The 20256-nt window shown below is 44.6% G+C and carries 19 protein-coding genes and 2 tRNA genes; 11 read left to right on the top strand and 10 right to left on the bottom strand.

Annotated elements, in window-relative coordinates; genetic code table 11:
- Positions 1-82: 82 nt before the first annotated feature.
- Positions 83-2734 carry a beta-N-acetylhexosaminidase gene (locus tag R7O03_RS20310; protein WP_318131978.1) on the bottom strand — a complete coding sequence of 884 codons (2652 nt, stop codon included), beginning with the start codon at positions 2732-2734 and terminating at the stop codon, positions 83-85.
- A 494-nt stretch (positions 2735-3228) separates the two neighbouring features.
- On the opposite strand from R7O03_RS20310, the gene R7O03_RS20305 reads away from it, so the two are divergent.
- Together R7O03_RS20305 and R7O03_RS20300 are read left to right on the top strand one after the other, a co-directional pair.
- Positions 3229-4101, top strand: a complete 873-nt coding sequence (locus tag R7O03_RS20305) for a TraB/GumN family protein (RefSeq protein ID WP_318131977.1) — start codon at positions 3229-3231, stop codon at positions 4099-4101.
- 152 nt (positions 4102-4253) lie between these two features.
- Positions 4254-4637, top strand: a complete 384-nt coding sequence (locus tag R7O03_RS20300) for a hypothetical protein (RefSeq protein WP_372009610.1) — start codon at positions 4254-4256, stop codon at positions 4635-4637.
- A 321-nt stretch (positions 4638-4958) separates the two neighbouring features.
- Here R7O03_RS20300 and R7O03_RS20295 read toward each other — a convergent pair.
- A tRNA-Pro gene (locus R7O03_RS20295) sits at positions 4959-5035 on the bottom strand.
- A gap of 259 nt (positions 5036-5294) precedes the next feature.
- Between R7O03_RS20295 and R7O03_RS20290 the strand changes: the two genes are divergently transcribed.
- From R7O03_RS20290 to rluF, 3 genes are all read left to right on the top strand, one after another.
- Entirely contained in the window at positions 5295-5435 is a 141-nt protein-coding gene (locus R7O03_RS20290) for a DUF3149 domain-containing protein (protein WP_005382236.1), read from the top strand.
- A gap of 132 nt (positions 5436-5567) precedes the next feature.
- Complete coding sequence (gene smrA, locus R7O03_RS20285; protein ID WP_005382233.1) at positions 5568-6149, top strand: DNA endonuclease SmrA; 582 nt, start codon at positions 5568-5570, stop codon at positions 6147-6149.
- A 94-nt stretch (positions 6150-6243) separates the two neighbouring features.
- Positions 6244-7401 (top strand): 23S rRNA pseudouridine(2604) synthase RluF, encoded by a 1158-nt coding sequence (gene rluF / locus R7O03_RS20280; protein ID WP_017634839.1) that lies wholly within the window; start codon positions 6244-6246, stop codon positions 7399-7401.
- A 64-nt stretch (positions 7402-7465) separates the two neighbouring features.
- On the opposite strand, the gene ybaK is transcribed toward rluF, so the two are convergent.
- The 8 genes from ybaK to hemA all read right to left on the bottom strand — a co-directional run bounded on the left by ybaK (position 7466) and on the right by hemA (position 15321).
- Positions 7466-7939, bottom strand: a complete 474-nt coding sequence (gene ybaK, locus R7O03_RS20275; protein WP_005384092.1) for a Cys-tRNA(Pro) deacylase — start codon at positions 7937-7939, stop codon at positions 7466-7468.
- A 102-nt stretch (positions 7940-8041) separates the two neighbouring features.
- A complete protein-coding gene (gene ushA, locus R7O03_RS20270; RefSeq protein ID WP_005382230.1) occupies positions 8042-9724 on the bottom strand; it encodes a bifunctional UDP-sugar hydrolase/5'-nucleotidase UshA in 1683 nt (560 codons plus the stop codon).
- Between the two features lie 220 nt (positions 9725-9944).
- A complete protein-coding gene (kdsA, locus tag R7O03_RS20265) occupies positions 9945-10796 on the bottom strand; it encodes a 3-deoxy-8-phosphooctulonate synthase (RefSeq protein ID WP_005384095.1) in 852 nt (283 codons plus the stop codon).
- Between the two features lie 53 nt (positions 10797-10849).
- On the bottom strand, positions 10850-11659 hold the full coding sequence (locus R7O03_RS20260) for a SirB1 family protein (protein WP_005384098.1): 810 nt from the start codon (positions 11657-11659) through the stop codon (positions 10850-10852).
- Between the two features lie 5 nt (positions 11660-11664).
- Entirely contained in the window at positions 11665-12048 is a 384-nt protein-coding gene (locus R7O03_RS20255; protein ID WP_005382225.1) for a SirB2 family protein, read from the bottom strand.
- Between the two features lie 40 nt (positions 12049-12088).
- On the bottom strand, positions 12089-12943 hold the full coding sequence (gene prmC / locus R7O03_RS20250; protein ID WP_151514568.1) for a peptide chain release factor N(5)-glutamine methyltransferase: 855 nt from the start codon (positions 12941-12943) through the stop codon (positions 12089-12091).
- A 3-nt stretch (positions 12944-12946) separates the two neighbouring features.
- On the bottom strand, positions 12947-14035 hold the full coding sequence (prfA, locus tag R7O03_RS20245) for a peptide chain release factor 1 (RefSeq protein WP_005382222.1): 1089 nt from the start codon (positions 14033-14035) through the stop codon (positions 12947-12949).
- 29 nt (positions 14036-14064) lie between these two features.
- Complete coding sequence (hemA, locus tag R7O03_RS20240; RefSeq protein WP_005384104.1) at positions 14065-15321, bottom strand: glutamyl-tRNA reductase; 1257 nt, start codon at positions 15319-15321, stop codon at positions 14065-14067.
- Between the two features lie 134 nt (positions 15322-15455).
- On the opposite strand from hemA, the gene lolB reads away from it, so the two are divergent.
- The 6 genes from lolB (at position 15456) to R7O03_RS20210 (ending at position 20139) form a co-directional block, all read left to right on the top strand.
- Complete coding sequence (lolB, locus tag R7O03_RS20235) at positions 15456-16094, top strand: lipoprotein insertase outer membrane protein LolB (RefSeq protein WP_151514567.1); 639 nt, start codon at positions 15456-15458, stop codon at positions 16092-16094.
- A complete protein-coding gene (ispE, locus tag R7O03_RS20230) occupies positions 16091-16963 on the top strand; it encodes a 4-(cytidine 5'-diphospho)-2-C-methyl-D-erythritol kinase (RefSeq protein ID WP_064369040.1) in 873 nt (290 codons plus the stop codon). Before lolB ends, ispE begins: the two co-directional genes overlap by 4 nt.
- A gap of 27 nt (positions 16964-16990) precedes the next feature.
- Complete coding sequence (locus R7O03_RS20225; RefSeq protein WP_005393176.1) at positions 16991-17935, top strand: ribose-phosphate pyrophosphokinase; 945 nt, start codon at positions 16991-16993, stop codon at positions 17933-17935.
- Between the two features lie 151 nt (positions 17936-18086).
- On the top strand, positions 18087-18677 hold the full coding sequence (pth, locus tag R7O03_RS20220; RefSeq protein WP_086046564.1) for an aminoacyl-tRNA hydrolase: 591 nt from the start codon (positions 18087-18089) through the stop codon (positions 18675-18677).
- A gap of 10 nt (positions 18678-18687) precedes the next feature.
- Entirely contained in the window at positions 18688-19779 is a 1092-nt protein-coding gene (ychF, locus tag R7O03_RS20215; protein WP_005393178.1) for a redox-regulated ATPase YchF, read from the top strand.
- Between the two features lie 283 nt (positions 19780-20062).
- A tRNA-Met gene (locus tag R7O03_RS20210) sits at positions 20063-20139 on the top strand.
- The last annotated feature ends 117 nt before the right edge of the window (positions 20140-20256 follow it).

Below are 20256 nucleotides of genomic sequence, written 5' to 3'. Positions count from 1 at the left end.
TCACGCTTAATTTCCTCAAAAAATAAAGAAAGCCCCAACATGATGTGAGGCTTTGCCAAAAAATTAACTTACAAGAATTGAGTTATTTCACGCTGGTCACTCGACTTGCTTTCTCACCGGTTGCTGACACGGAACGGATAAACACTTCACCTTTCACATTTGGACGAGCATTATCTGCGTAAGTTAGCCAGTTCTTGCCGTCTAGAGAGTATTGAAGCTTCACCCCTGGGAACTGAACGTTCATTGCTAGCTTGCCATCTTCTACTTTCGCACCTGGTACAGGCAGGCGGTAGTCGATACCTGATTTTTCTAGCTTAGCCAGTTCACGTTGGCCAAGTACGTTCGCAAAGCGGTTGTAGTCTTGGTTTAGCGCGGCTTTGTCTACTAGGTTAGAGTTTTGCGAGTATTCAACCCCCACTTTGTAGTCGTTTTCCCAATCAGCACGGTGCCATGCACGCTCAGCGGCTGCGAGTACGCGAGGGAATACCATGTACTCGTATTGCTCATCGTTACGTACTGTCTCAGACCAAAGCTGTGCTGATAGACCATAGAAAGGTTTCGCTTCGATTTCACCTTTACCAGTGAAGCCATTGCCATCACGGTCTACAGAGGTTTCTGCGTTCTGAGGCATGTTCTCTGGTGCAAAACCAAACATCTTACGCGTATCGGTTGCACGCGTCGCCCAGTAATAACCACGCTCTTTAGGGTCCACTTCGTATGGCATGTCCATGTACACGTAGTCTGGGTTAGAAACGATAACGTCGTAACCTTTCTTAGACCATTCGTACACTGATGATGTGCCACCCCAGTAAAGAACGTCCCAGAAGTTAACACGCGTGTTTTCTGTTGCGAACGCTTTCTCACCTTCGCTGTACTTAAGGCCATCTTGCCAAGCTTGGAAGTTTGGAATGCCCTTCTCTGCCACCATCTTCGACACTTCTTCTGCAAAGTGGCTTGGTAGATGAGCAAAATCGCTTACCGTACCGTCTGCAATTAGCGTCTGACATTGTGGTGACTGTGCGAATGGCTTGTCTTGCTTAGACAAATCAATGTTACCCTTCCAGCTTACTTTGTCTTCTGCGTTGATGTCTTGCAGACCAGCGCCTAGCTTGATGTTCTTCGCTTCGTCACCACCAAAGTGCCATGTTGTTAGCGGCGTGCCCGCTTCTTGGTGCATTGCTGCTACTTCTGAAATCACTTTATCAACAAAGCGAGTTGAAGATTCCATACATGGATTGATGAAGCTTTGCTTGTTGTAGAACTGAACCGTCGTTACGTTCGATGTATCTTGAGGATCCATCAGGCGGAACTCGTTCGCTTCTGCTTCTTTACCTTCTTCCATTAGGCGGTCGTAACGTGCTTCCATTGATACCACTGCTGCACGAGCGTGCGCTGGCATATCGATTTCAGGAATCACTTCGATGTTACGCGCTTTCGCGTACTTCAAGATGTCCACGTAGTCTGCTTTGCTGAAGAAGCCAGAACCAAAGTTGTCTGTCGTTGCACCTGAGCCAAGCTGAGGCAGTAAACAGCTTTTCTCTTCCAAATCGAAACAACGGTTAGCACCCACTTCAGTCAGCTCAGGCAGACCCGGGATTTCTAAACGCCAGCCTTCATCATCCGTTAGGTGAAGGTGTAGTTTGTTCATCTTGTACGCTGCCATTTGGTCAAGCGTTGCAAGGATTGCGTCTTTAGAGTGGAAGTTACGAGCCACGTCCACCATCACACCACGGTAATCAAAACGCGGCGCATCTTTAATAGACAGTTGTGGTAGAGAATCAGCATTTTGGCTATCTACCAGGCCAAAGATAGATTGTACTGCGTAGAAAGCACCTGCTTGGTCAAACGCTTTAATCGCAATACCGTCGCCTTTGATGCTCATTTCGTAAGCACCAGATTTTGCCAATTCACCGGTGAAGTCTGCAGGAACAACAGTGATGCTTACAGGAAGATCACCACGAACATCCACACCTACCACTTCTGCACGATCTTGAATTGCTGCGAATTGAGTCGCATCGAATGCGTCTTTAGGCAGCGCAATACCGGCCGCGATATCTACCGTACCGTTACCTGCTTCAACAGACAGTGGCGTTGGTAGTAACGTGGTTGATACGTCTTGTTTTGCTAGGTCTTCGTTCTTCTCGAAACGAGACACAGCGTTTGCAAATACGTTGTTGTCATCAGGCGTACGTTTTAGGTTGTTACCCTCAAGGCCAGTCACGAAAGATGCAACGTCTTCTGTGTTAAGAGAAGCAATCATCTTAGGCTCTGCATTTGGTGCAGCAACGAAAGCGCCTGGCATGAAATCAGTTTCAAATAGCTGCCAGTATTCAGCAACAAGAGGAAGCACAACCTCTTCACCCGCAGCAAAACCATCAAACTTATCTGTTGGTTCTAGTTTGTGTAGATCACCCGTTACGCGAGAGATTTTGAACTGTTCGTTTTCAACATCCAGAATCAGACGAATGCTGTGGAAGTAAATAGCCCAATCTTTTGAGTCAACCGCTTCACCTTGGTTAACCAGCGTCATGTTTACCTTGTTACAAGACGCCCACTCAGCCCCTAAGTCCTGACAAACAAGACCTTCGTTTGCACCGTGGTTAGTCAACACTTGGTATTGAATATCAAGATTATTAGCCAACGAATTTACAACTTGTTGTTCAGAGCTTTGCAGCGCAGAGCAACCTGCTAATGTAGTGATAACAGAAACAGCAATCAGACTAGGTTTAAACATCTTACTTCCCCAAAAAAGTCAGTGGTTCAAAACGACAATGATAAAAATCTCGGCCCCTCAAATGCGAGGTACCTAACCGTTACATTCAACATACAACCTGTTATTTCTAAGCGTAAAATAAATAGAAATAGGAAGTGATCCAGCTCAAAAAATGACACTCAGCAAAAACAATAAAAACCTAATTTTCATGGAGTTACAATACACGTCAAAATCGAACAACTTGTTTTGACGAGTTTGCTGCGATCTAGGTCACTTATATTCATGAGTTACGACTGATTTTGTAAGATTTGGATCACGCCTAATTATTTTGTGAACCATTAGTAAGCGAATTACCTATTTACCTTTCGTGAAGTGACTCTCATTTATTCGTCGTCAAAACTCGTCAATATTTTTAGAAATGACGATTTTGTCGAATACCCCACTGGAGAAATTGCACTTAACCTCACGCTATTTTGCGTATAAAGTTTAAAGGTATCTTATCTGAGGACCATTCTATGTTTCGTCTCTTGACGCTCATATCATCTCTACTTGTTACTTTGACTCCTTTTTCCTCTTATGCAGAGCCACAGCATTGGTTAGCGAAAAAAGGGGAAACCGAACTTATGATTATTGGCTCGGTACATGTGGGGGATAAAACGATGTACCCACTCCCTAGAACGGTCACCCAGCATTTAAGCCAAAGCGCAGGGTTGATTATTGAAGCAGACGTCAGGAATTCTGAAGGCTTGGTTTACCCACAAACAACCATTCTTTCTAAAGATGTTTTAGACAGAGCTCAACGTCGCCACTTAATTGAAATTGCCCAAGATTTAGGTTTGCCAGAAACTCAACTCCTAAATTCCCCACCTTGGATGGCGGCATTCACCATCCAACTCGCTTTAGTCAACAAACTGGGGTATGTCTCTGATAAAGGGGTAGACATGCACTTAATAGGACTCGCTGATAAAAAGCAAATCCCGGTCATTCCACTGGAGTCCGTGCAATTCCAAATCGATTTAATCGCAGGTCAATCAGAAGGCGGTAAAGAGATACTTCTCTCATCAATTGAAGAATATGATGGCGGAGAAGAGTTGGTTCAATGCTTGATAGAGAGTTGGAAGAGTGGTGATGGTAACATGTTGGTCGAAGCCTCTTTGACCGATCATACAACAGAAGAGTTTAACCAAGCCTTTTTATACGAGCGTAATCGAGATTGGGCTAAAAAACTCGACACTGGCAGTGTTCTACCTCAACAATCGGGTCGCTACACCGTTGTTGTTGGTGGCTTGCATTTAGTAGGTAAAGATAACCTGATTGAACTGCTTAAAAATCGGGGATTTAACATCAAACCACTGGGTAAGACGCGCCAAGCAAATTGTGATATCTAGTGATTGTTTGAAAAATGCCATTTAAATACAATTATTTAAATACAACCATTTAAAATTCATTCAAACTTTCTTATTAAAACGCCGTTAAGCTAAGTGGATACAAAACAACTCATATGAAATTTAAATATTTATTCCTATACACGATGGGAATTATGCTCACTTCTTCGTTGTCTTATGCTAAACCGCCATGCAACGTAGAATCTTTTCAAGCTATTGATATAACTCCGGAAGTAAAAGGCGGTGTTTTAGATAAAGAGAGTGGTCAATTTCTTATTACCGAAAAACCAATGATGCGTTGCGCGAACATCACGTTTTCAACAGCCCACACTCGAAATCGCGTTGCACATATGATGAACCAAGGCTTTGAAGCGGTTTACTATGATGGAAATACAAGCAAATCTCACTCAGTAACGTTTGATGAAGACGATTTAAAAGCGGGTTACGTCAAGATTGGTCCAAATCACCCAAAGACCGCTTATGTCTGTTTCACTACTTCTGAAACTCCTATCAATACTATCTCGTGTGACATCAAGTAATAAATTTACTCGCTCTAAAAAATGAAAAGGCCCTACATTTCTGTAGAGCCTTCCTCTCAATACGTATCGGTGAAGTGCCATATTCGAACGTCAGGCGAACCCCAATTTGATTCGATACTATTGAAGTCTAAAATTACTAGCGCCAAAAACGACGAAAGCCTGCTCATTGAGCAGGCTTTCTAAAAGTGATCGGTGAAGTAGGGATTCGACGCGACTAGGCTTCCAGAGGACTGGCATTCCAGACCCCGATCCTCTGGTTCCAAATAAATATCACCAAATACGAAAAAGGCTCTACATTTCTGTAGAGCCTTTTTCTCAATATGGTCGGTGAAGAGGGATTCGAACCCCCGACCCTCTGGTCCCAAACCAGATGCGCTACCAAGCTGCGCTATTCACCGAGATGTTTAGCTGAGGAATTGTCCCCGTCAACGAATGCGTATATTACGGATTCTGAACTGTGGCGCAAGTGCTTTTTACAAAAAAACCTTAGGTCTTAATTCGTTTGATGAATAACTGAACACTAGCACGTAAAATGTGACTGATAACTCACAACAAAATACAGTTTATTAACCTTAGCAACATAATTGATCCAGATCAGTGTGCAACAAGACACCGCCATTTAGTTTATTCCTGTCGGGAGCATCTTGGAGGAAACGTATGGACTTTTGGCTTGATCTCCTATTTGGTAATGCAGTGGGTCTATCGTCAATGATAGTAATTTTTGGGGCAATTGGTCTGATGTTATTTTACGGCGGTTTCTTCATATACAAGATCATGAACGACAAATCTCCTCACTAGATCTCGCTTAGCTCTAGAAACGCTTTGCACCGGAGTCGGTTACTTGCCTACTCCGGTTTTTTATTTGATCTCAATGCACCACTCATTGATATAATCCTATTATTCTTCCCTGTTCTTAATGAGATTACTGCTATGTCTCACGACGACGATTTTGATCTATTTCAACAGATGATGGGCGATGTAAAGCCAATCACTCAAGACACCACCGAACACAAAAAAGTACACCAAGTAACAGAAGCACAGCTCGCAAAACGCGAAGCAGCAATCTGGTTAACGGAAGATGACCCAGAATACCTATCACTTGATCACGCTGAAATGCTCAAGCCAGAGGACTTTGTTGAGTTCAAACGTGATGGTGTACAGGACGGGGTTTACCGCAAACTTCGCCTTGGTAAGTATCCAATCCAAGCTCGCTTGGATTTGCACCGTAAAACATTGAAAGAAGCACGTGATGAAGTCGTGACGTTTTTAAAGCAATGCCTATCAATGGACATTAGAACGGTCGTTATCGTCCATGGTCGAGGAGAACGCTCAAATCCACCTGCAATGATGAAAAGCTTTGTTAGCAGTTGGCTACGACAAATAAAGGAAGTCCAATGCGTCCATAGTGCGCAACGCTTTCACGGTGGAACTGGAGCCGTTTACGTCCTACTTAGAAAAAGTGCGGAAAAGAAATTAGAAACCCGCGAACGTCACCAAAAACGGTTAGGCTAAATTTCACCCTAATGCTAGAATGCCCGCCCTTATTCTTCCTTCCCCTTAAAGGAAGGGAGCTTCATTCGCCGTTGTGAAACGTTAGGAGACAAAAATGTCACAAGACAACGCTAAACGATTAAATAAATTCATCAGTGAAACGGGGTTTTGCTCACGCCGTGAAGCAGACAGACTGATTGAGCAAGGCCGTGTCACCATTAATGGCAACAAACCTGAAATGGGGACAAAAGTGCTACCTGGTGATGATGTTTGTGTGGATGGTAAGCCAGTGGCAGCAAAAGAGAAGCCGATTTATATCGCTCTCAATAAACCAACAGGCATCACCTGTACAACTGAGAGAGACGTCCCTGGAAACATCGTTGATTTCATCGGCCACCAAAAACGTATCTTTCCGATCGGCCGCTTAGACAAACCCTCTGATGGTCTGATCTTTTTGACCAACGATGGCGACATCGTGAACAAAATCCTTCGCGCAGGCAACAGCCACGAAAAAGAGTACGTCGTACGCGTGGACAAGCCAATTACAGGCGAGTTTCTCAAACAGATGTCGAGTGGCGTTAAGATTCTCGACACAGTCACCCTACCTTGTAAGGTAACGAAAGAAACTAAATTCTCTTTCCGTATTGTGCTCACTCAAGGACTTAACCGTCAGATCCGTCGCATGTGTGAAGCGCTGGGCTATGAAGTATTCAAGCTGCGTCGCGTACGCATCATGAATATCTCTCTTGATGGTATTCCCAATGGGAAATGGCGTTATCTAAGTGACGAAGAAGTGGCAGAGATCCTAGCAATGTGTGAAGGCTCGGTAGGTACAGAAGAAGCATCAAAAACAGACTCTAGAGGTCGCAACATTCGTAAAGCGACCGACGCGAAGCTGTTTGATAGCCGTGAAGAAAACCAAGATTCTACTGCTCGTCGTAACCAGAAGACACGAACTTTCCGCGGTAACAATGCTGATGAATTCCGTCATGCACCAAACTCGAAAAAAGGTCAACAAAAGCGTCGTCAGCGTGATGATGAAGGCGGACGTCCAGCTAAAGAACATTACAAAGCGAAATCACAAGGTGAACGCAGCAGACCGCAAGGCGAGCATGGTAAATCGCACCGTAAACCAGATGCATCGAGCAATACGCATTCAGCAAACAAGCCTCAATCACTGAGTAAGCCTAAGCAGCATTACATGAACCCAAATGCCGCGAAACCAAGCAAACCAGCTAAACGCACTGGTGGTACATTGAGTCTGAAGAAGTAACGCTTCACTGACAGGCAAGATCAAAAAAGGACGCTCATGAGCGTCCTTTTTATTTGTCATGAGTTTACAAACAAAGAGGTGCAAACTGACCACGAGTTAAGCTCAGCAAATCTCTCGGGGCTAACTCAATTTCTAAACCACGTTTACCAGCACTCACACAGATTTTGTCTTGCTCTGCTGCGCTTTCGTGCAAAAAAGTAGGTAAGGCTTTCTTCTGCCCTAGTGGGCTAATTCCACCAACGACATAACCTGTGGTCTTTTGGGCGATTTCCGGATCAGCCATATCGGCCTTTTTGCCCTTCGCTGCTTTCGCCGCCAGTTTTAGGTTCAGCTTTTGATCAACAGGGATAATCGCAACCGCAAGGTTCTTTGGCTCCCCGTTCAAGCAGAACAGCAAGGTTTTAAATACTGTTTTCGGATCCTGCCCCAGTACTTCAGCAGCCTCCAAGCCATAACTATCGGCTCTAGGGTCATGCTCATACTGATGAATCGTGTGTGGAATTTTTTTCTTTTTCGCAAGATTAATGGCCGGAGTCATCAAGATTCTCCTCATAAAAACAAAAAGCGCAGATTGAATTGGATCTGCGCTTTTAGTTAATGATATCAGCGAGTTTGAGTCAATCGCTTTTTCTCTGTTGGGTTACTGATCAATCGCCGTATCAACTAAATACGTGATTTCACCTGAAGGGGCATACTCATTAACATCAATAGGGCTATGTGTTTCTAAATAATCCTTCAAAACCTCAGCATCGGTAAAACCTGTATTTACATACCCTGGATGATCGTCGATTTTAGGGTAACCATCTCCACCAGCAGCATTATAGCTTGGTACGGTAAAGCGGTAATTACCATCTAAGCGAAGTTGCTTATTACCAATGAACACATTGGTTACCTCACCATTATTGATACTCATCGCAATGCCGGCAAACTGCGCGTAAGCTCCAGAGTCGACAGGTTTAGTTGCAACGACATTTAGGTAATCCAATACTTCTTTGCCCGTCATATCAACGTAAGAGACCATATTGCCAAATGGCTGAACAGTCAGCACATCTTTGTAGGTAATCTCACCTGCTGCAATCGAGTCGCGAACGCCGCCAGAATTCATTACGGCGAAATCTGCTTTCGCACGTTCCATGTGAGCCGTTGCAATTAATCGACCTAAGTTTGTTTGCTGGTAACGAACCACATTGCGGTCACCCTCAAGCTTACCGTTAGATTCTGCAATCTTCACGTTTAGTTTGCCCTGACCTTTTTCTTGATAAGGACGAAGAAACTCAAGCATCATTTCGTCTTGTTTAATCTCATCTTGGATCAAGACTCGTTGCGACTGACCATCAACTTTAACTTTCTTTTTCAAGTTTACAGGGATTAGATCGTAGCTCACCATCGAGAGTTCGCCATTACGAAACTCGTAATCGGCGCGTCCCACATATTTCCCCCACTCATGTGCCTGAACAATAAAGGTACCATTTTGTTTATCGGGCTGACATTCATCACCTGGTTTAAAGTTCTTTTTGATAACGTTTGGACCTTCCATGCACACAGGTTCTTGTGAGTGTCCTCCAACGATCATGTCGAGATCGCCGTCATTCAAATAACGAGCTAACGCCACATCGCCAGGAGCATTGATGCCTCTATTACCATTTTCATAGTGTCCCATATGCGTGACAGCAAAAATCAGATCTGGATACTCTGTTTCTTTCAGTTCTGCAATCAGCTTCTTGGCTTCTTCTTTTGGGTCACGGAAGTCAATTTGTTCAATGAATTCAGGGTTGCCAAGTTTCGCTGTGTCTTCGGTTGTAAGGCCAATGACCGCAATTTTAATGCCCTGCTTTTTAAACATCGCGTATGGTTGGAATAAACGCTTGCCAGTATTTTTATCGTAAATATTGGCAGACAACATCGGAAAGTTTGCCCACTCTTGCTGCTTGAATAGCACGTCCAATGGATTATCAAACTCATGATTACCTAGAGCCATCGCATCGTAACCAATTTTGCTCATGCCTTTGAAATCCGGCTCGGCATCCTGTAAATCAGACTCAGGTACTCCTGTGTTGATGTCACCACCAGAAAGCAGTAACACGCTGCCCCCCTCAGCCTGTATTTCCTCGCGCAAATCATCGATTAACGTTTTACGCGCCGCCATGCCATATTCACCGTATCGATTTTGCCAAAAGCGACCATGATGATCGTTAGTGTGCAACACGGTCAATTTATAGGTTGTATCGGCATTCCATTCTGGTGCAGGTTGCGTAGCACACCCAGCTAACGAGGCCAAGATAGCGGCACTCAAAACAGTTTTGATCATCAGACGCTGATTCATTTATTTACCTTTTTCTTATTGGGATTACTGACGCACATTTTAAGCATTCGATCTATTTGAAAACCACGTGCACCCTAACATATTGATTTAATAATTATGATGCATTGTTTAGCAATAACAAATTCATCAGTAACAAGTTTGAGAATTTACAGTTTTTCAGATAAAAAAATAGCCAACACTCGGTTGGCTATAGTATTTGTTACCACCAGTCATCTGGCGTTTACTTGATATCGATATCTGCAAAGCTCTTGATTAGATCATCAAGCGATTTCATTTGTGCTAAGAATGGCTCTAACTTGTCTAGAGGCAGTGCAGATGGGCCATCACAACGCGCTTGGTCTGGGTTTGGGTGCGCTTCGATAAATAGACCTGCGATGCCTGTCGCTAGACCCGCTTTTGCAAGCTCAACTGTCTGCTCACGACGGCCGCCAGATGCTGCGCCTGATGGGTCACGCATTTGTAGTGAGTGCGTTACGTCAAAGATGATTGGGCTACCTTTTGAAGCATTTTTCATCACACCAAAACCAAGCATATCTACAACTAGGTTATCGTAACCGTGGCAAGAACCGCGCTCACATAGGATGATCTTGTCGTTACCGCATTCTGCGAACTTCTCAACGATGTTACCCACTTGACCAGGGCTCATAAATTGAGGTTTCTTCACGTTGATAACCGCACCTGTTTTAGCCATAGCTTCAACAAGGTCAGTTTGACGAGCTAGGAATGCAGGAAGCTGAATAACGTCTACCACGTCAGCGACAGGTTGAGCTTGCGCTTCAGTGTGAACGTCCGTGATGATCTTTACACCAAAAGTGTCTTTCAGCTCCTGAAAGATTTTCATACCTTCTTCCAGACCTGGACCACGGTATGAATGAACAGAACTGCGGTTTGCTTTGTCAAACGACGCCTTAAATACGTAAGGAATACCAAGTTTTTCCGTTACTTTTACGTAGTGCTCACAGATCTGCATCGCAAGATCACGAGACTCAAGAACGTTCATACCTGCAAATAGGGTGAATGGCTTGTCGTTAGCAACCTGAATGTCGCCGATATTAACGATTTTCTGTTCCATTTTGATTCTCTTTTTCTGTCCACGATACGCCACAGTTCGGCACATCGATAAAATTAGTGAAGTGTGACGTGCGTTTCACTCATCACATTAACTTGTGATTTTAGTAGCTCGGAAGCCGGATCGTCAGGGCATTGGTCAATAAAGTACTGAAAATCTGATACCGCTACTTGAGGGCACTCTAGCTGTTGGAAAATAAAACCACGGTCACGAATTTCGTATGGATCATCTGGCACAAACGTTAGAGCAAGATTCGTACAACGTAATGCCAGCGTATAATGCTCTTCGCGCAACATCGCACTTTTAATCAACGCCAACCAGCGACCAATAATTGTTGGGTTGTCAGCTTCCTCAAAATGTTCAGGCTTTAGCTGAGCTAGCGGTCCTTCTTGGCCAATAAGCCAAGCTTGAAGAATCCTTTCACCTACATACTCACCATTAAATGGGTTGATGTAGTCTGGCTTCTTATGCATCCAGTCGACTTTTAACAGGAACTGAGTAGGGAAAGTAACTCCCTTCAACGGGAACCCCAGCTTTTTGCCTAGGTATAACAAAATCGAACCTAAGCTCACAGGAATACCTTTTCTGCGCTCCAACACTTTATCGATGAAGCTGTTGTCCGAAATAAAGTATTCCTGCTCGTCGCCTTTGAATCCCCACTCATGGAAAAACAGTCGTAGGAATGCATCAAATCGTTGCTCTTCATCGGTTTCATGAACAAGCGTGGCTTCTGCATCTTTGTAAAGACGCTCTAACTCTTGTTTCGCCCAATGTACTTTGGTTTCTGGGTTAATCGCTTTGTTTAGCTCAAGCGCACCTTCCACCAACGGTATATTGTCAAAATCTTCGTCAAAAAACTCTAACATGACGTCTATCCAAATAACGTAGGGCTCTTAGACACAGCAATGTTTGCAGCCATGACCAACCAACCTAATGCGCCGAAAAAGCCAAATATCTTCAGTAGGTTGTTTTTCGCAAGTTTCAATGAGAAGAATCCAAGCGCAATGTACGCCAGTACGCAGGTGATTTTGTTTGTTAACCACGGTGCGGCATCGGTAAACGGGATGAAACCCGTAATGAAAATAAGCGCGATACCTGACACTAGCAATGCAGTATCAACGATGTGGGGAAACACTTTCAAAAAGCGATTATTTCGCTTCGGTGAGTTCATCATCATTAACACGAATCGGATCGATAATAGTGTCGCGCTGAGCGCAATCGTCACTAAGTGTATGTGTTTTAGAGCTACGTACATTTTTCTTCTCTTTTTAGTTAGTGTTTGCTGACTTCCATGATTAACTGGCCAGACAACCAAGCGTTACTCGATCGTTACCGCCATAATCTTTTTCCGTAGCGACCTGTTGGTAACCTAAGCCACGCATTATCTCACGCACCGCCTCACCTTGATCATAACCATGTTCAAATGCCAGCCAACCGCCCACTTCAAGATACTGACGAGCAAGATCCGAGATATGACGAATATCAGCTAAGCCATTCTCTTTAGCAACTAATGCAGATTTTGGCTCAAAGCGCACATCACCTTGGGATAAATGTGGATCTTTTTCATCAATATATGGCGGGTTGGAGACAATTAAAGCAAACTTCGTACCTTCTGTAATAGGCTCAAACCAACTGCCTTGAGCAAAGGTCACATTTTTGATGTTTAGCTGCTCAGCATTGTACTCTGCAAGTGCTTTCGCTTCTTGCTTAAGGTCTACGCCCATCACTTGACGTTTTGGCATTTCAGATGCGAGTGCGATAGCAATTGCCCCCGTCCCCGTTCCAAGATCTAAAATAGGTCCTGTTTGCTCATAGGTCTTATCGAGTGCAACCTCGACCAAACGTTCTGTATCCGGTCTTGGGATCAAGGTAGAGGGAGAAACTTTGAACGGTAGAGACCAAAACTCTCGCTCACCAATAATATAAGCGACGGGTTCACCAGTTAAACGTCGTTCAAGTAGAGCGTCAAACTGAGATTTTTGCTCTGCTTCTAATGCTTTTTCTGGCCAGGTCAGCAGGTAAGTTCGTGGTTTGCCAAGGACATGGCAAAGGAGTACAGCTGCATCGAGAGAAGGCGACTCTTTGCCGCCTTCTGCCAGTTTCGCCGTCGCACTTTTCAGTGCTTGCTCAATCGATTGAACTTGGCTCATCGATTAGCCGTTCTCTGCGAGCGCCGCAAGTTGGTCTGCTTGGTGCTCTTGAATCACAGGATCAATCAAGCTCTGCAGGTCACCTTCCATCACTTCGTTCAAACGATAGATGGTCAGGTTGATACGGTGATCAGACACACGACCTTGTGGGTAGTTGTAGGTACGAATACGGTCACTACGGTCACCAGAACCTAGAAGGTTACGACGTGTATCAGACACTTCTGCGGCACGACGCTCTTCTTCCGCTTGAACGATACGAGCAGCAAGAACCGCCATTGCTTTCGCTTTGTTCTTGTGCTGTGAACGCTCATCCTGACACTCTACTACCGTACCCGTTGGTAAGTGGGTAATACGGATTGCAGAATCCGTGGTGTTAACGTGCTGACCACCCGCGCCAGATGCACGGAACGTATCGATTTTCAGGTCTGCTGCTTTGATTTCTGGCAGATCCGCTTCAGGGATTTCCGCCATTACTGCTACTGTACAAGCAGAAGTATGCACACGACCTTGAGACTCTGTTGCTGGAACACGCTGTACACGGTGACCGCCTGACTCAAACTTCAACACGCCGTATGCACCGTCGCCGCTTACTTTCGCGATCATCTCTTTGTAACCGCCGTGTTCTGCTTCGTTAGAAGACATCACTTCGATACGCCAACCACGCTTTTCTGCGTACTTGCTGTACATACGGAATAGATCACCCGCGAAGATACCCGCTTCGTCGCCACCTGCACCTGCACGAATTTCTAGGAAACAGTTACGATCATCGTTCGGATCTTTTGGCAGAAGAAGAATCTGTAACTCATCAGTAAGACGCTCAATCGTCGCTTTCGCTTCTTTGATTTCTTCTTGCGCCATTTCACGCATTTCTTCGTCGTCTTCGTTTGCCATCTCTTCAGCGGCGACAAGATCTTCTTGTGCTTGTTGATAAGCTTGGAAGCACTTGGTTACTTCTTCTAGCTGAGAGTACTCTCTTGATAGAGCACGGAATTTGTCCTGATTTCCAATTACATCAGGATCACCAAGAAGATGTTGAACTTCTTCGTAACGTTCTACTAGCGTTTCTAGCTTAGTCAGAATAGAGGCTTTCATAGTGTCGTTTTCTTAATAAAAAGCGTGAGTTATAGATCATCCAAGCCAAGTGTTTGGCGGATAATCGTTAATTTTGCTGGTTCGCCTTGCTCTGCTGCACTTTGCAATGCGCGAGTTGGAGCGTGAATCAGTTTGTTGGTGAGTTTATTACTCAGCTCGCGCAGCACTTTCTCCGGATCTGCGCCTGCCGCTAAAGATTGCAAACTTTTGCTCAGTAACTCTTCACGAATTTCGTTGGCTGATTTGCGATAGTCGCGAATACTATCGACGGCTTGCAGTGAACGCAACCATGTCATAAATGCAGCGCTTTCTTCACTAACAATCGCTTCAGCTTGAATCGCTTCGACTTTACGCTGCTCAATGTTGCTGTCGATGATAGATTGCAAGTCATCAACAGAATACAGATATGCGTCGTTCAGTTCACCGACTTCCGACTCTACATCTCGCGGCACCGCAATATCGACCAACAAGATAGGTTGATGCCGGCGCTGCTTTAGAGCCGTTTCGACCATACCTTTGCCAATAATAGGCAATGGGCTCGCCGTTGAGCTAATCACAATATCCGCTTTCGCCAAATGTTCAGGAATTTCGTTCAAACTGATCACTTCTGCGCCAAATTGGTCCGCTAAGCCTTGCGCGCGCTCTTTAGTGCGGTTCGCGACAATCATTTTTGTGCAACCGTTGGACGCTAAATGCTTCGCGACCAATTCAATCGTCTCACCCGCACCAACCAAAAGCACGGTTGAATCTGATAACGACTCAAAAATATGTTTTGCCAGTGTACATGCCGCATAAGCCACGGACACGGCATTACCACCAATATCTGTCTCTGTTCTTACCCGTTTGGCGACTGAGAACGTCTTTTGAAACAGTTTATCAATCGAGGCATCGACGGCTTGATGATCTCGCGAGTCAGAAAATGCTTGCTTTACCTGCCCCAAAATTTGAGGCTCACCCAACACCAGAGAGTCAAGACCGCACGATACGCGCATCAAATGCTTTATTGCTGCTTGCTCTTCATGAACATACAAACTCGGCATTAAATCTTCGCGGCTCACTTGATGAAATTGAGCAAGCCAATCGATCAACTTGTTTCGCGCTCCTTGCTTAACATCGCAGTACAACTCAGTTCGGTTACAGGTTGAAACAATCACACTGCCGTTAACCGCTTCGTGCTCTCTAAGTTGCTCGAGTGCAGGGCCGAGTTTATCCGGACCAAACGCCACCTTCTCTCGCAAGTCGACAGACGCTGTATTGTGATTAATTCCAATAGCAAGCAAGGACATCTAACGTGGTATCTCTGGGATAGGTTATAAAATAGGTCCAGAATTTTACTGTAAGCACGCATTTATTGAAAGGGTAAGCCGGATTTGTTTTCCTAAGTGCGACTTTTCAATGCTATAGTTGTGAGCGATTCCCGATGAAACTGATTAATAAGCCATCAAACATGACGTTACGCTCCTTTATTCTTTTTTTCTTGTCGAGCTTACTGCTCGCTGGTTGTTCGTCCGTTCCTGAAAGTGTTACCAGCGTTGAATGGCAAGCTCATGAGCAGCGACTCGAAACCATCCAAGATTTTCAAGCAACGGGGAAACTTGGTTATATTGGCCCAGACCAAAGACAAAATTTAAACTTCTACTGGAAACATTCTTCAGCACTAAGCCAGTTGCGTTTAACAACGATTCTCGGACAAACGGCATTAAAGCTCACCATCACCCCACAAGGCGCCACAGTAGAAACTTACGATGATCAGGTCCTTTCTTCTCGCAGTGCTAATCAGCTGATTTACCGTCTTACAGGGTTGATGATGCCCGTCGATCACATGCCTGACTGGCTATTAGGTCTACCGACCGATGCCGACAAATTCCAACTGTCTCCAACCAATACACTGCAAGCGTTAAGCAAACAAATTGGTTTAAATGATTGGAGTATTGCTTATCAACGATATGGCGACGTTCAATGGCATGAACAGTCTCTCCCTCTGCCAAATAAGCTGAAACTCACCACAGCTGATGTCAAAATAAATCTAGTGATCACAAAATGGAACATCACCCAATGATTGAACTTTCAACACGCTGGCCATCACCAGCGAAATTGAATCTCTTTCTATATATCAACGGCCGTACAGAGAATGGCTACCACGAGTTACAAACCTTATTCCAATTCGTCGATCACGGCGATGAGCTCACCATTCAAGCGAACCATTCTGGTGATATTACGATTTCTCCAGACATAGAAGGTGTGCCCCTTCAAGACAATTTAATTTGGAAAGCAGCAACCGCGCTTCAAACTTACTCAAACTGCCCTTTTGGCGCGCATATTGAGCTACAGAAAGTGCTGCCTATGGGTGGAGGCATTGGTGGGGGCTCATCGAATGCAGCTACAGCATTAGTGGCACTGAATTACTTATGGCAACTGAATCTAACTGACGACGAACTGGCTGAAATAGGTTTAAAACTAGGCGCAGACGTGCCCGTATTTGTGCGCGGATTTGCAGCTTTTGCTGAAGGTGTTGGTGAAAAACTCTCTCCTGCTTATCCCGAAGAAAAGTGGTATTTAGTCGTCAGACCGAATGTATCTATTGCAACCGTCGACGTTTTTTGTCATCCAGATCTGACGCGAAACACCCCAAAACGAGATCTAGAAACACTTTTAAATACGCCAAGCGTAAACGATTGCGAAAAAATTGTACGAATGCTCTACCCAGAGGTTGATAAGCAACTTTCTTGGCTGCTACAATACGCGCCGTCAAGATTGACGGGGACAGGATCTTGCGTTTTTGCTGAATTTTCGAGCAAATCTGAAGCAGAAACTATCCTTGCACAACTCTCTGATAAAGTCTCGGCATTTATCGCTCAAGGGCGCAATATTTCGCCATTAAAAGAGACTTTGGCTGAATACCAATCAGCCTCACACCGACCTATTTAAACTGGACGCAAACCCGAGGTTTCCACCGTGCCTGATATGAAGCTATTTGCTGGTAACGCAACACCTGAACTAGCCCAACGTATTGCTGATCGTCTTTACATCTCTCTTGGTGATGCATCTGTTTCTCGCTTTTCTGATGGCGAAGTTGCAGTTCAAATCAATGAGAATGTTCGTGGTAGCGATGTTTTCATCATTCAATCCACTTGTGCACCGACTAACGACAACCTAATGGAATTGGTTGTTATGATTGATGCAATGCGCCGTGCTTCAGCAGGCCGTATCACTGCAGTTATCCCTTACTTCGGCTACGCTCGCCAAGACCGTCGTGTACGTTCTGCGCGTGTGCCAATTACTGCAAAAGTTGTTGCTGATTTCCTATCTAACGTTGGTGTTGACCGCGTTCTAACTATCGACCTACACGCAGAGCAAATTCAAGGCTTCTTCGATGTACCTGTAGACAACATCTTCGGCACGCCAGTGCTACTTGAAGATATGCAGGCTCGCGGTCTAGATAACCCTGTAGTGGTATCTCCTGACCTAGGTGGCGTTGTTCGTGCTCGTGCAACAGCAAAAGCACTAGGCGACATCGACATCGCAATCGTAGATAAGCGTCGTCCACGTGCAAACGTTTCTGAAGTAATGAACCTAATCGGTGATGTTGAAGGTCGTGACTGTGTGATCGTTGATGACATGATCGACACAGGTGGCACACTATGTAAAGCAGCTGAAGCACTAAAAGAGCGCGGTGCTAAGCGTGTATTCGCTTACGCTACTCACGCAGTATTCTCAGGCAACGCTGCGGATAACATCAAGAACTCAGTTCTTGACCAAGTTATCGTGACTGACTCTATCTCTCTGTCTAAAGAGATGGCTGCAACAGGTAAAGTGACAACACTAAGCCTATCTCGCATGCTAGCTGAAGCGATTCGTCGTATCAGCAACGAAGAGTCAATCTCTGCAATGTTCAACTAATACGAACATTTCAGTTAAACTGATTTCAAAAGCACCCCTCTTTGGGGTGTTTTTTTATTTGTACTGATAACTAGAAAATCCCTTGGTCGCCCACCGCGAGTTTTCTGTGCTATCATACTGCGCTTTTTGAGATTCCAGAGAGATCCTAACCTTGAGTCAACCAATCAAACTTCTTGTTGGTCTTGCTAATCCAGGACCAGAATACGCCAGAACTCGTCACAATGCGGGCGCTTGGGTTGTAGAAGAATTAGCACGCGTTCACAACGTTACACTGAAGAACGAACCAAAGTTTTTTGGTCTAACAGGGCGCATTATGGTCAATGGCCAGGATCTCCGTTTGCTTATCCCAACCACCTTCATGAATCTATCAGGTAAATCGATCGCAGCGCTTGCGAAATTTTATCAAATTAAACCTGAAGAGATCATGGTTGCTCATGACGAGCTAGACTTACCGCCAGGTGTCGCTAAGTTTAAAAAAGGTGGGGGGCACGGTGGACACAACGGTCTGCGTGACACCATTAGCAAACTGGGCAATAACAAAGATTTTTATCGTCTTCGTATTGGCATTGGTCATCCGGGACACAAAGATAAAGTGGCGGGTTTTGTATTAGGTAAAGCGCCAGCTAAAGAGCAAGAGCTTTTAGATGCAGCAGCTGATGAGGCTGTTCGTTGTCTAGATATCCTGATTAAGGATGGCCTATCTAAAGCACAAAATCGCCTCCACACGTTCAAAGCTGAATAAGGTTACTATCATGGGTTTTAAATGTGGCATCGTTGGTCTACCTAACGTAGGTAAATCAACTCTGTTCAACGCACTAACTAAAGCGGGTATCGAAGCAGCAAACTTCCCGTTCTGTACCATTGAACCAAACACTGGTGTGGTTCCTGTGCCAGATCTACGTCTAGACGCACTAGCTAAGATCGTTAACCCACAGAGAGTTCTTCCAACGACGATGGAGTTCGTGGACATCGCTGGTCTTGTTGCTGGTGCATCACGTGGTGAAGGTTTAGGTAACAAATTCCTAGCTAACATCCGTGAAACAGACGCGATTGGCCACGTTGTACGTTGTTTTGAAAACGAAAACATTGTTCATGTTTCAGGTAAAGTTTCACCTATCGAAGATATCGAAGTGATCAACCTCGAACTTGCAATGGCTGACCTAGATTCTTGTGAGCGAGCGATTCAACGTAACGCGAAGAAGGCAAAAGGCGGCGATAAAGACGCAAAATTTGAACTAACCGTACTAGAAAAACTGTTACCAGTACTAACTGAAGGCGGCATGGCACGCACAGTTGAGCTATCTAAAGAAGAGTTAGCAGCAATCGGCTATCTAAACTTCCTAACACTGAAGCCAACTATGTACATTGCAAACGTAAACGAAGATGGCTTCGAAAATAATCCATATCTAGATGCGGTTCGTGAGTTCGCAGAAAAAGAAAACAATGTCGTTGTACCTGTATGTGCAGCTATCGAATCTGAACTATCTGAACTAGAAGATGAAGATCGCGAAGAATTCCTAGCAGATATGGGGATCGAAGAGCCGGGTCTGAACCGTGTAATTCGCTCTGGTTACGAACTACTGACTCTACACACCTACTTCACAGCAGGTGTTAAAGAAGTACGTGCTTGGACAATCCCTGTTGGTGCAACTGCGCCTCAGGCGGCAGGTAAGATCCACACTGACTTCGAGAAAGGCTTTATTCGTGCAGAAGTAGTCGGTTACGACGATTTCATCCAATTCAATGGTGAAAATGGCGCAAAAGACGCAGGTAAATGGCGTCTAGAAGGTAAAGACTACATCGTAAAAGATGGTGATGTTGTACACTTCCGCTTCAATGTTTAATTAAATGAATGAATTCTAAACACTTCATTTACACTAAAAGCCAGCTGTTAAGCTGGCTTTTTTAATACCTTAAGTAAATGAACAAAAATAAATTACGCAACTGCAAGCTAATTTATTTCCAGTTTTAGATCATAAACACGCCTCTTTGTTTAAAAAGGAAGCGAACGAGGTTTTTTCCGAAATTTATTAAAAAAAACTGTTGACGGATCTCACTCAACTTCGCATAATGCGCGCCGTTCCCAACGACAAGGCAACAAAGCGTTGAGAAAAAAAATATGGTTTTGGCTACGTAGCTCAGCTGGTTAGAGCACATCACTCATAATGATGGGGTCACAGGTTCGAATCCCGTCGTAGCCACCATGAACAACGTTATTTAGGTTTTTACCAATTACCTTGATAACTACAGAATAAGTTGCGGAAGTGGCGGAATTGGTAGACGCACCAGATTTAGGTTCTGGCGCCGCAAGGTGTGAGAGT

The organism is Vibrio sp. Vb2960, from assembly GCF_033337665.1.
Lineage (GTDB): Bacteria > Pseudomonadota > Gammaproteobacteria > Enterobacterales > Vibrionaceae > Vibrio > Vibrio alginolyticus.
The sequence above is the reverse complement of the archived record's forward strand: the minus strand, read 5'-3'. Positions and strand labels throughout refer to the sequence as shown.

What these genes read in the sequence shown, in the direction of transcription:
- R7O03_RS20310 (WP_318131978.1), bottom strand. Translation starts at nt 2,734, where the DNA reads ATGTTTAAACCTAGTCTGATTGCTGTTTCTGTTATCACTACATTAGCA.
- R7O03_RS20305 (WP_318131977.1), top strand. Translation starts at nt 3,229, where the DNA reads ATGTTTCGTCTCTTGACGCTCATATCATCTCTACTTGTTACTTTGACT.
- R7O03_RS20300 (WP_372009610.1), top strand. Translation starts at nt 4,254, where the DNA reads ATGCTCACTTCTTCGTTGTCTTATGCTAAACCGCCATGCAACGTAGAA.
- R7O03_RS20290 (WP_005382236.1), top strand. Translation starts at nt 5,295, where the DNA reads ATGGACTTTTGGCTTGATCTCCTATTTGGTAATGCAGTGGGTCTATCG.
- smrA (WP_005382233.1), top strand. Translation starts at nt 5,568, where the DNA reads ATGTCTCACGACGACGATTTTGATCTATTTCAACAGATGATGGGCGAT.
- rluF (WP_017634839.1), top strand. Translation starts at nt 6,244, where the DNA reads ATGTCACAAGACAACGCTAAACGATTAAATAAATTCATCAGTGAAACG.
- ybaK (WP_005384092.1), bottom strand. Translation starts at nt 7,939, where the DNA reads ATGACTCCGGCCATTAATCTTGCGAAAAAGAAAAAAATTCCACACACG.
- ushA (WP_005382230.1), bottom strand. Translation starts at nt 9,724, where the DNA reads ATGAATCAGCGTCTGATGATCAAAACTGTTTTGAGTGCCGCTATCTTG.
- kdsA (WP_005384095.1), bottom strand. Translation starts at nt 10,796, where the DNA reads ATGGAACAGAAAATCGTTAATATCGGCGACATTCAGGTTGCTAACGAC.
- R7O03_RS20260 (WP_005384098.1), bottom strand. Translation starts at nt 11,659, where the DNA reads ATGTTAGAGTTTTTTGACGAAGATTTTGACAATATACCGTTGGTGGAA.
- R7O03_RS20255 (WP_005382225.1), bottom strand. Translation starts at nt 12,048, where the DNA reads ATGTACGTAGCTCTAAAACACATACACTTAGTGACGATTGCGCTCAGC.
- prmC (WP_151514568.1), bottom strand. Translation starts at nt 12,943, where the DNA reads ATGAGCCAAGTTCAATCGATTGAGCAAGCACTGAAAAGTGCGACGGCG.
- prfA (WP_005382222.1), bottom strand. Translation starts at nt 14,035, where the DNA reads ATGAAAGCCTCTATTCTGACTAAGCTAGAAACGCTAGTAGAACGTTAC.
- hemA (WP_005384104.1), bottom strand. Translation starts at nt 15,321, where the DNA reads ATGTCCTTGCTTGCTATTGGAATTAATCACAATACAGCGTCTGTCGAC.
- lolB (WP_151514567.1), top strand. Translation starts at nt 15,456, where the DNA reads ATGAAACTGATTAATAAGCCATCAAACATGACGTTACGCTCCTTTATT.
- ispE (WP_064369040.1), top strand. Translation starts at nt 16,091, where the DNA reads ATGATTGAACTTTCAACACGCTGGCCATCACCAGCGAAATTGAATCTC.
- ychF (WP_005393178.1), top strand. Translation starts at nt 18,688, where the DNA reads ATGGGTTTTAAATGTGGCATCGTTGGTCTACCTAACGTAGGTAAATCA.